This window comes from Archangium sp., assembly GCF_036389735.1.
GTDB lineage: Bacteria > Myxococcota > Myxococcia > Myxococcales > Myxococcaceae > Archangium.
The window spans coordinates 1-10,254 of the sequence record NZ_DASVWK010000900.1 but is presented as its reverse complement, the minus strand read 5'-3'; the positions used below and the strand labels follow the sequence as shown (position 1 = coordinate 10,254).

Annotated in this window: 8 protein-coding genes; 4 read left to right on the top strand and 4 right to left on the bottom strand. The window is 69.7% G+C overall.

Annotation, left to right across the window (positions count from 1 at the left end):
• Positions 1-413, bottom strand: a 413-nt coding sequence (locus VF794_RS32080) for an inorganic diphosphatase (protein WP_331116925.1), incomplete at its 3' end; no start/stop codon positions are given.
• A gap of 184 nt (positions 414-597) precedes the next feature.
• On the opposite strand from VF794_RS32080, the gene VF794_RS32075 reads away from it, so the two are divergent.
• Positions 598-2,325, top strand: a complete 1,728-nt coding sequence (locus VF794_RS32075) for a S8 family serine peptidase (RefSeq protein ID WP_331116924.1) — start codon at positions 598-600, stop codon at positions 2,323-2,325.
• Between the two features lie 99 nt (positions 2,326-2,424).
• On the opposite strand, the gene VF794_RS32070 is transcribed toward VF794_RS32075, so the two are convergent.
• The 3 genes from VF794_RS32070 to VF794_RS32060 form a co-directional block, all read right to left on the bottom strand.
• On the bottom strand, positions 2,425-5,265 hold the full coding sequence (locus VF794_RS32070; protein WP_331116923.1) for a PAS domain-containing protein: 2,841 nt from the start codon (positions 5,263-5,265) through the stop codon (positions 2,425-2,427).
• A 13-nt stretch (positions 5,266-5,278) separates the two neighbouring features.
• Positions 5,279-6,517 (bottom strand): extracellular solute-binding protein, encoded by a 1,239-nt coding sequence (locus VF794_RS32065; protein WP_331116922.1) that lies wholly within the window; start codon positions 6,515-6,517, stop codon positions 5,279-5,281.
• A gap of 61 nt (positions 6,518-6,578) precedes the next feature.
• Positions 6,579-7,367 carry an ABC transporter ATP-binding protein gene (locus VF794_RS32060; protein ID WP_331116921.1) on the bottom strand — a complete coding sequence of 263 codons (789 nt, stop codon included), beginning with the start codon at positions 7,365-7,367 and terminating at the stop codon, positions 6,579-6,581.
• Between the two features lie 132 nt (positions 7,368-7,499).
• Here VF794_RS32060 and VF794_RS32055 point away from each other — a divergent pair, with 132 nt between their 5' ends.
• The 3 genes from VF794_RS32055 to VF794_RS32045 all read left to right on the top strand — a co-directional run.
• Positions 7,500-8,132 carry an Isoquinoline 1-oxidoreductase subunit gene (locus tag VF794_RS32055; protein ID WP_331116920.1) on the top strand — a complete coding sequence of 211 codons (633 nt, stop codon included), beginning with the start codon at positions 7,500-7,502 and terminating at the stop codon, positions 8,130-8,132.
• Positions 8,129-8,593: a (2Fe-2S)-binding protein gene (locus VF794_RS32050; protein ID WP_331116919.1), complete on the top strand. Its 465-nt coding sequence runs from the start codon at positions 8,129-8,131 to the stop codon at positions 8,591-8,593. Before VF794_RS32055 ends, VF794_RS32050 begins: the two co-directional genes overlap by 4 nt.
• A 7-nt stretch (positions 8,594-8,600) precedes the next feature.
• A partial coding sequence (locus VF794_RS32045; protein WP_331116918.1) for a xanthine dehydrogenase family protein molybdopterin-binding subunit occupies positions 8,601-10,254 on the top strand: 1,654 nt, incomplete at its 3' end.

Sequence of the window (10,254 nt, the reverse complement as noted above, 5' to 3'; positions counted from 1 at the left end):
AGGTAGCGCGTGTCGCCCCCGCCCTGGCCTCGCACGAGGTGCAGGCCGCGCTTGAAGAGGGCGTAGGTGCGGAAGAAGGCCGCGAGCCCCGCCCGGTCCACCGCCCGCAGGGGCCGGGTGCTGCAGATGACCTTGGGGTCCGCGCAGCCCGCGTCCAGGAAGGCAATCACCCCCACCACCGGCACGCGCAGCCGCTCGCCCCGGCGCAGGCGTGGGCCGAGCACCACCACGTCCAGCGGATCCCCATCCCCGGAGCCCAGCTCGGGGATGCAGCCATAATTGTAGGGGCACGGCACCGGGGAGATGAAGTCGACCCGCCCGTCCGCCCGCCGCTTCACCACGGAGAAGCGGGGGGACTCGATCAGGACTTCGGGCTCTCGCGAGAGTTCCGGCGGAAGGGAGAAATCGGACACCCGGGCTGTGTAGCACGAAGAAGTCCCCTGCCCTTTCCGAGAGCAGGCAGGCGCCCACCGTCCACGAGGGGACGCTCGGGTTGGACGGTGCTCTACACAATCTCCTGGAAATCCTCGACTGCCCCTGGCCACGGCCCCGTCGCCGCCCCACCTCCTCTTCCCAGGCGGGAAAAGGAGCGTGAGGATGCGGCGGGGATGGGGATTTCTCGGACTGCTGGCCCTGGTGGCGTGTACGGGGGGGGAAGAAGTCACCGAGGAGCAGCGCCACGAGGAGTGCACGGAGCAGGCGCAGGGGTGGGCACCGGACTCCACGCTCCAGCAGGCGGCAACGGATGGCCGCGAAGCCGTCCTCGTGCGCTTCCGCTCGGGCTCCCGGGTGAGTGCGTCGAGCGTGCGGAGCCTCGGCCAGGTGAAGGCGCGGTTCCACTCCCTCCCGGCGGTGGCCACGCGTGTGACGCCCGAGGAGCGTGCCCGGCTCGCGGCGGACCCGGACGTGGAGCGCATCGAGCCAGACCTGGAGCTGCGCCCACTCGGGCTGCCCCGCCTCTCGCCGATGGCGCTGCTCGCGGCGCCCGGGACCACCGGCTCCGTCGATGAGTACACCGAGGCGCTGCGACTCGTGCAGGCTCCCCAGGTGTGGGACGCCAACGAGGATGGCGTGCTCGACACGGGTGCCCCCACCGGCGAGCGCATCAAGGTGTGCGTCATCGACAGCGGCATCGACCCGCGACACCCCGAGGTGGCCAGTGCCTACAAGGCGGGCCGCGACTTCGTGGACAAGGACGACCTGCCCAGCGACGAGACGAACGGCATGTGGGGCATCGGCCACGGCACGCACGTGGCGGGCATCATCGCGGCGCAGCTCGGCTCGGGAGGCACGACGTATCCGGGCATGAGCCAGGGCGGCATGGTGGGCGTGGCCCCCGGCGTGGAGCTGCTCATCGCCCGGGTGCTCAACGTGCAGGAGCGAGCCAGCATCAGCAACGTGCTCCTGGCGCTCGAGTGGTGCACGCAGCAGGGGGCGAACATCGCCTCGCTGTCGCTCGGGAGCCAGGCGAACATGGGTCGCACTGCCGAGGAGGCCTTCCAGGCCGCGGCGGATGCCGGGATGCTCATCGTGGCGGCTTCGGGCAATGACAGCGGCCCGGGCCACGAGGCCCCCTTGAGCTACCCGGCGGCCTTCTCGTCCGTGCTGGCCGTGGGGGCGGTGGACTCGCAGGAGGAGGTGGCCTCCTTCTCCAACCGGGGCGCCGGGCTGAGCCTGGTGGCGCCCGGCGTGGACGTGCTTTCCTCCGTCACCCTGAAGGGTGCCACCCTGGCCGAGCTCGACGCGCGGGGAGAGCGGTACACCTCGCGCTCCCTCATCCACGCACCGGCTGGGGAGTACTCGGGCGAGCTCGTCGACTGCGGCGTGGGCGAGCCCCGCGGGTGCAAGGCCGGCACGTGCGAGGGCTTCGTGGCCTACGTGCGGCTCATTCCCGGCAACACGGTCACGCGCGTGGCCAACAGCGTCATCACGCAAGGTGCGAAGGCCATCATCTTCGGCACGGACGAGTCCGAGAAGGTGGCGTGGCAGATGGGGCTGGACGGGCCGGGGTCCCACTGGGTGCCCTCGGTGGCGGTGGGCCGGGAGTCGAGGCCCGCGGTGCTGAAGAACCTGGGCGGGCAGGTGCACGTGAACCTCAAGGGCATGGACTACGCCTGGTTCCCGGGGACGTCAATGGCCGCGCCCCACGTGACGGGCGTGGCGGCGCTGGTGTGGAGCGCTCGGCCGACGCTCAAGGCCTCCGAGGTACGTGAGCTGCTCCAGCGGACCGCGAAGGACCTGGGCAGCGGGGGACATGACCCGCGCTACGGCTACGGGCTGGTGCAGGCGAAGGCGGCGCTGGACGCACTCCAGAAGCGCCCGTAATTGGGCTACTACATCGTTGCTGGTGGCGGCGCTTCCGGGTCCGCCGGGGTGTCTGGCTGTCGCCGTGACCCGCGCCAGTGGGATGCGGGCGGGGTCGTTCTATGATGCCGCGCCAGGCTGCGGGCGGCGAGGCAGGCGCAGGGTGAAGGTGGTGCCCTCCTCGAGGGTCGAGCGGACCTCGATGCGACCGCCATGCGCGCGCGCGATCTGCTCCACGATGTAGAGGCCCAGGCCCACGCTGCGCCCTCCCGTGTCCTGCTGGTTCGTCCCGCGCTGCATCGGCGCGAAGAGTCGACCCAACTGCTCCTGGGGAATGGGCGTGCCCCGGTTGTGCACCTCGATGTGCACCGAGTCCCCCACCTCCCGTGCGCGGAGGCTCACGGGCGTGCCCTCGGTGCCGTATTTGACGGCATTGATGAGCAGGTTCGTGAGCGCCTGCGAGAGCCGGTCCGGGTCCCACTGGCCCTGGAGGTCTCCTTCCAGCACGAGGTGCACGTCGCGCTCGGGGTGCGTCCCCTGCACCTCGTCCACGACGGAGCGCGCCAGGTCGTGGAGGCTCGTAGGCCGGGGATGCAGTGGAATGCCGCCCGCGAGCCGCGCCTGGGTGAAGTCCAGCAGGTCGCGCACCATGCGCGCGGCGCGCTCCGCGCTCGACTGGATGCGCACCACCGCCTTCAAGCTCCGCTCGTCGAGACCCTCCCGGCGCAGGAGTCCCTGGGCTCCCAGCAAGATGGCGCTGATGGGGCTGCGCAAGTCGTGGCTGACGATGCCGATGAGTTGCTGCTCGAAGGTCGCGCGCTCCTTCTCTTCCGCGATGAGCCGCTCGGCCCTCCGACGCGCGTGCACCACGTCCGTCACCTCGTGGCTGATGGCGAGGATGCTATCGAAGCCACCCTCCTCGCCGCGCACCGGTTGGTAGACAACGTCGAAGAAGCCCTCCTCCAAGGTGCCGTCCCCCCGGTCGAAGGAGGCGGGAACCTCCCGGCCCACGAAAGGCTCTCCCGTCTCGAGCACCCGGGTGAGCAAAGCCTCGAAGCCCTGGCCCTTCAACTCCGGCACGGCCTCGAATATCGGCTTGCCCAGGAGGTCACGGCCACGTGCCACCCGCCGCAGGTACGCGGGGGGGGCCAGCCGGTGGACGAACTCGGGTCCCTCGAGGACGCAGACCAGGAGTGACGGCTGCGCGGCGAGCGCCTCCAGGAGACCCTCTCGCGCGAGCTCGGCCTCCTTGCGCCGGGTGACGTCCAGGCCGGTGCCCAGGAAACGCACGGCCTTGCCCTCGGCGTCGAAGTAGGCCCGCCCGCGCGTCTCCACCCAGCGGATGCGGCCCTCGCGGCTCACCACGCGGAACTCGTGGAGGTAGTGGCCGGCGTCGCGCCCGGCGAGGGCCGCGGCCACGGCGTCCCGGACGCGCTCCCGGTCCTCGGGATGGATGGGCGCGAGCCCTGTCTCCAGGTCCAGCTCGCCCTCTGGAGGAAGCTCATGGAGCGCGCGCAGCGGCGCGTCCGCGGTGAATGCCCGGGTGAGGGGGTCGATCTCCCAGGTGCCAGCGCCCGAGGCTTCCACCACCCGGCTCAAGTGCTCCTTGCTCTCGCGCAGGGCCTCGACCGCGGCCTTGCGTTCGGTCACGTCCTCGAAGGAGACGACCGCGCCGACCGTCTGGCCGTCCCGGAGGATGGGGCTGGCGCGATAGCGCACGCTCAAAGGAGTCCCGTCCCTCCGCCAGAGCACCTCGTCCTCCACGATCAACGCCCGGCCAGTCCGGAAGGCCTCGTGGATGCGGCACGCCGCGCCCGGGTAGGGCGTGCCGTCCAACAGGTGGTGGTGCGTCAGCGCGTGCATGTCACGGCCCACCAGCTCCTCTGCCGAGTCGTAGCCGAGCAGTCGTACACAGGCGGGATTCGCGAACGTGCAGCGCCCTTCCGTGTCGAGCCCCCAGATGCCCTCGGCCGTGGACTCGAGCAGACCCCGAACCCGCTCCTCGCTCATGCGAAGGGCCGTCTCGGCCGCATGCTGCTCGGTGATGTCGGAGACGAGCGTCGCGTAGCCCAGGACCTGGCCGTGCGGATCCACCTGGGGGACATGGGTCCCCCCGATGAAGCCTCTTCGGCCTTCCCCGAAGACGAACGGAACCTGGTACGTCACGCGCTCTCCTCGGAGCGCGCGCTCGATGTACGGCCGGATGTGGCCGTAATTCTCCTCGCCCACCACCTCCCGCACCGTCTTCCCCCGAAGAGAGTCGAAGGGGACGCCAAACCACGCCTCGTAGGTCTTGTTGTTCAGCCGGTAGCGCTGGTCGGTACCGACGAAGTTGATGAGGTTCGGGAGTGCGTCGATGACGAGGCGCAGCCGCTGCTCGCTCTCGCGGAGCGCCTCCTGTGCCCGCTTCTGCTCGGACACATCGCGAAAGAAGACCGCGATGCCGCCGTCCTTGATGGGGTGGACTCGCGTTTCCGTCCACAGGTCGAGAGGCGTGAAGTACTCGACGAACTGCACCGGGGTCCGTTGCTCCATGACGCGGTGGTACTCGGTCCAGTACTTCGAGCCGGGCGTCGCCGCCTCCGGAAACAGCTCCCAGAAGTCGCGCCCCAGGCAGTCCTCTCGGCGCTTGCGCGCCAGCTCCTCATAGCGGGAGTTGACCGCGCGCACGCGCCAGGTCGGGTCGAGCGAGAAGAAGGCGTCGCCTATCGACTCCAGCACGTCCAGCCGGTGTGCCTCGGAGGCTTGCCCGACCGGGTTCTCGCCGCTCACCGGCGAGGTGCCCCCTGGAGGCGTATGGCCGCGCAGCGTCGCCACCAGTTGTCGGAGCAAGTCGGGCAGGTGGTCCTTCAGCGCGCTGTCCGACTCGCCGCCGGGCGCGAGGTGCTGGCGCACGCTGTCCGCCCACCGTCTCACGACCTCTTCGAGTCGCGCCTCGAGAAGGTCCGCGAGCCCGCTCATCGGATACCTCGTTTCATGGGGCCCTGGCACCGCGCCGCAAGCCGGCCACGTCCTTCTGGACCGCCTTCTGGGCCTCGTCCAGTGCGGCCTTGGGCGTGGCCATCCGGTGGAGGACGGCATTCATGGCCGACGTCGCTGGCGACCAGACCATGGTCATCTCCGGGAGATTGGGCATGGGGAGGGACACCTCGCCCTGTGCACGGATCGCCGACAGCACCGGATCCGAGGCGATGGCCGGCTCCTCGTACACCTGGGCGAGCGCCGGGTTCTGCCGTCCCTGGAGCGCCATGAGGCGAGCGCCCTCGGGGCCGGTGAGGTAGCGCACGAAGTCATAGGCCGCGTCCTTGTGCTTCGAGTGGGAGGAGATGCCCACGCCCTCTACCGTCATCCACGGCTTCAGGGGCTTGCCGCCCGCCTCGTCCACCGTGGGCAGCAGCGCCAGCCCGTAGTCGATGCCCGGGGCGATCTCCCCGATGAACCAGGGGCCGGAGAAGACCATCGCCGCCTTGCCCTCGTTGAACAGCGACGTGACGAGCGCCGTGGACGGCTCGGCGGGCATCAGTCCTGGCTGGCCCACCCACTTCAGCAACAGCTCCAGGGATTTGACGTTCTCCGGCGCGTCCAACCGCACGCGCGGACCTGGGTCGAACACGCGTCCCCCGAAGGCATGCATCAGGGCCGCGTGGTAGTAGAAGTCCGTGTAGGGATAGGCGAGGCAGACCCGATCCTTCTCCGCCTTCCCGGCTCGCGAGGCCTTGCACATGGCCAGCAGCTCGCCCGTCGTCCTGGGCGGCTTCGCCAGCAGCTTCTTGTTGTAGATGAGGGTGATGGCCTTGAAGTTCAAGGGCAGTGCATAGACGGAACCCCGGTAGGTCATCGCCTCCAGCGTCCCCGGCACGTAGCGCTGGCGCACGGACGGGTCGAGGAAGAAGTCGAGCGGCTCGAGCAGGCCCCCTCCCTCCACCCAGCCTCCGAGCCGATCCTGCGGGAAGACGAAGACGTCCGGACCCACCCCGCGCGACAGCGTCGCGGAGATCTTGTCCGTGAAGGCATCCGAGGGAATGGCCAGCAGCTTCACCTGCGTACCGGAAGCGGTCTGGGCCGTGTTGTACGCGCCGACGACCTTCTCCAGGGCGGCGCGCTCGGAGGCACGGTAGCCGTGCCACACCACCACCTCGGCGGCGCGGGCCAGCCCCGTCCAGGACACCAGGGCCAACAGGAGCAGGAGCGAAAACGACGGACGGCGCTTCATGCGGGACAATCCTTTCTCTTCCCGGATGAGAACATGGGGGTGGGCCCGTTCCTCCTGGGATTCATGAGCTGCGGTTCTTCGAACGACGCGCCAGCCAGTTGCGGAGGAAGGCCTTCACCGCCGGGTGCTGGGACTCGCGGAACGCGTCGGGTGGGCCCGACTCGACGATGCGGCCCTCGTGCATGAGGGCGAGGTTGTCGGCCATGCCAAAGGCGGACGCCACGTCCGGAGTAATCACCAGCGAGGTCGCCCCGAGCTGCTGCTTGGCGGTGGAGATGATGTCGTTGACGGCGGACGTGGTGAGCGGATCCAGGCCGGCCGTGGGGTCGTCGTAGAGGAGGATCCTCGGCCGGAGGATGGTGGCGCGCGCGAAGCCCACGCGCTTCTGCATGCCGCCGGACAGCTCGCCGGGAAAGCGCAGGGCCGCGTGCGACAGCCCCACCATGGCCAGCGTCTTGTTCACCGTCTCCTGGATCTCCTCCTCGGACATGGGAGTGCGCTCGCGCAGGGGGAACGCCACGTTGTCGAAGACGGTGAGCGAATCGAAGAGCGCATTGGCCTGGAAGAGGATGCCCTGATTGCGACGCATCTGGTTCAGCGCGGACTCGTCCATCTGGGCCACCTCCTGGCCCTCCACGAGCACCGAGCCCCGGTCCGGCTTGAGCAGGCCCATGATGTGCTTCATCAGCACCGACTTGCCCGAGCCGGAGATCCCCATCAGCACGCAGGTGGTGCCCTCGGGCACCACGAGGTCCACGCCCCGCAGGGCCTGCTGGCCACCAAAGGACTTGTGGAGGTCCCGCACCTCGATGGTCAGTTTGCGTGCCGGCTCGCCGCTCGTGTCGCTCATCGCCCCGCCACCATAGTTCAACCCGCCCGTGCCATCGACGGGCTGTTCCTGAGTACACGCTCTTGAGCTTTCGCCTTGAGGTCCGGAAGGGAATTCCGGACCCTGGCTTCCGTGCACCCGACCCTGTCTCGCATGGCCCCCGTCCTGCTCCTGCTGACGGCGGGAGGTTGTAAACGTCAGCCTGGCTCCGTCGACCCGCGCCCCTCGGAGCTTCCCCCCGTGGCCGCCGGGGACCTTCGCCCTCCCGAGGCGTTCGCGATCATCACGAACCAGGAGGATCGCTCGCGCGCCCTCTTCCTCGAGGCCAGCCGCGTCCTCCTCCATCCGCGGTGCGCGAACTGCCATCCCTCCGGCGACGTGCCCCTCCAGGGGACCCAGTGGCAGCCGCATGAGCCGCCCGTGGTGCGCGGCCCCGAGGATCGCGGGGTGGTCGGAATGGAATGCACGAGCTGTCACCAGGACAGGAACCTGGAGCACGCGCGAGTCCCCGGAGCGCCGAACTGGCACCTCGCTCCACTCTCGATGGCGTGGGTGGGAAAGAGCCCGCGGGCGGTCTGCGAGCAGCTCAAGGACCCGGCGCGCAACGGCGGCAAGACGCTGGCACAGATCGTCGAGCACAACGCCCATGACGAGCTCGTGGGGTGGGGATGGGCGCCCGGCTGGGGACGGGAGCCCGCACCGGGAAATCAGAAGCTCTTCGGGGCGATCATCGCGGCCTGGGTGGAGACAGGCGCGCAGTGCCCCACCGAGGAAGCACGGCCATGACGATTCGTGTTCGCATCAACGGCGTTGAGAAGGACCTCGAGGTCGATCCGGAGATGCCGCTGCTCTGGGCGCTGCGCGATGTGCTCGGCCTCACCGGCACGAAGTACGGGTGTGGGCAGGCGCTCTGCGGCGCGTGCACGGTCCACCTCGACGGCCAGGTGGTCCGTGCGTGCGTGACACCGGTCCGCCGCGCCGACGGACACTCGGTGACCACCATCGAGGGGCTCTCGGCGGACGGGAGCCATCCGCTCCAGCGCGCCTGGGTGGACCTGGGCGTTCCCCAGTGCGGCTTCTGCCAGGCCGGGCAGATCATGACGGCGGCGGCCCTGCTCGCGAAGAAGCCGAAGCCCACCGATGCCGACATCGACCAGTCGCTCGCCGGCAACCTGTGCCGATGCGGCACGTACACGCGGATCCGCGCGGCCGTGAAGAAGGCCGCCGGTCTGCCCGAGGAAGGGTGAGGACGCCATGAGCAAGGAGCCCACACTGATTGCCCGGCGATCCTTCCTCGCGGGAGGACTCGCGCTCGGGTTCTATGCCGCCGCGAACCCACCCACCACGGAGCCGAGCGGCAAGCCCGGCAAAAAGCCGAAGCCCGGCTCGCGGGCAGCGGAGCAGACGTCTCCGGGCCTCAACCCGAACGTCTTCCTTCACGTGGGCCTGGATGGTCTGGTGACGATCGTCTGCCACCGCTCCGAGATGGGCCAGGGCATCCGCAGCTCGCTGCCCGTGCTGATCGCCGACGAGCTCGGCGCCGACATGGCGCGCGTGAAGATCGTCCAGGCGGATGGGGACAAGGCCTACGGCGACCAGAACACGGATGGCTCCAACAGCGTCCGCGGCATCTACGAGGACATGCGCCGCGTGGGCGCCACGCCGCGCATGATGCTGATCTCCGCCGCCGCGAAGCGCTGGAAGGTGAAGCCGGAGACGTGCGAGGCGCGCGACCACGTCGTCGTGCACCGGCCCACCGGGCGCACGCTCGGCTTTGGAGACCTCGCGGAAGAGGCCGGGAAGCAGCCCATCCCCTCGCCCAAGGAGGTGCAGCTCCGGCCCAAGTCCGAGCTTCGCCGTGTCGGAGGGCCGCTGCCGCTGCTCGACGCGCCGGCCTACGTGACGGGAAGCGCCATCTTCGGCGCCGATGTGCGGCTGCCCGGCATGCTGACGGCGGTGATCGCCAGACCTCCCGTCGTGGGCGGCCGGGTGGCCCGTTACGACGCGACCCGCGCCCTCGCCATTCCCGGAGTGAAGCGCGTCATCGAGCTTCCCGAGCCCAAGCGGCCCTATGCCTTCCAGCCGTGGGGAGGGCTCGCTGTCCTCGCGGAGAACACGTGGGCGGCGATGCGCGGGCGCGATGCCCTGGACATCACCTGGGAGCACGGGGAGAACGCGTCGTACGACTCGGAGAAGTACCGCGAGACGCTGTCCGCGTCGGTGCGGACGCCGGGCGAGGTGGCTCGCAAGGTGGGAGATGCCGAGGCCGCCCTCGCGAAGGCGGCGCGCGTCATCGAGGCCGAGTACCACGTCCCCCACCTCGCCCACGTCCCCATGGAGCCTCCGGTCGCGGTCGCCCGCTTCGAGGGAGACACGTGCGAGGTGTGGGCACCCACCCAGAACCCCCAGGCGGCGCGCACGGAGGCGGCCCGCGCGCTCGGAGTGACCGAGGACAAGGTCACCGTCCACGTGACGTTCCTGGGCGGTGGCTTCGGACGCAAGTCGAAGGCGGACTTCGTCTCGGAAGTCGTGCTGCTCGCGCGGGAGGCGAAGGTTCCGGTCCGCGTGCAGTGGACGCGAGAGGACGACGTCCGTCACGACTTCTACAACACCGTGAACACCCAGTTGCTGACGGCGGGGCTCGATGAGCAGGGCAAGGTCGTGGCATGGAGACACCGCACCGCGTTTCCGCCCATCGCGTCGCTGTTCACGGACGCCAAACGCCCCGGGCCGAGCGATCTCCAGCAGGGAGTCCTGGACCTCGGGCTCTCGGTGCCCAACGTGACGGCGGAGACCTGCGAGGCAAAGGCACACGTCCGCATTGGCTGGCTCCGGTCCGTCTACAACATCTTCCACGCCTTCGGGATCAGCTCGTTCATCGACGAAATCGCTCACGCGCGAGGCGAGG

What these genes read in the sequence shown, in the direction of transcription:
- VF794_RS32075 (WP_331116924.1), top strand. Translation starts at nt 598, where the DNA reads ATGCGGCGGGGATGGGGATTTCTCGGACTGCTGGCCCTGGTGGCGTGT.
- VF794_RS32070 (WP_331116923.1), bottom strand. Translation starts at nt 5,265, where the DNA reads ATGAGCGGGCTCGCGGACCTTCTCGAGGCGCGACTCGAAGAGGTCGTG.
- VF794_RS32065 (WP_331116922.1), bottom strand. Translation starts at nt 6,517, where the DNA reads ATGAAGCGCCGTCCGTCGTTTTCGCTCCTGCTCCTGTTGGCCCTGGTG.
- VF794_RS32060 (WP_331116921.1), bottom strand. Translation starts at nt 7,367, where the DNA reads ATGAGCGACACGAGCGGCGAGCCGGCACGCAAACTGACCATCGAGGTG.
- VF794_RS32055 (WP_331116920.1), top strand. Translation starts at nt 7,500, where the DNA reads ATGGCCCCCGTCCTGCTCCTGCTGACGGCGGGAGGTTGTAAACGTCAG.
- VF794_RS32050 (WP_331116919.1), top strand. Translation starts at nt 8,129, where the DNA reads ATGACGATTCGTGTTCGCATCAACGGCGTTGAGAAGGACCTCGAGGTC.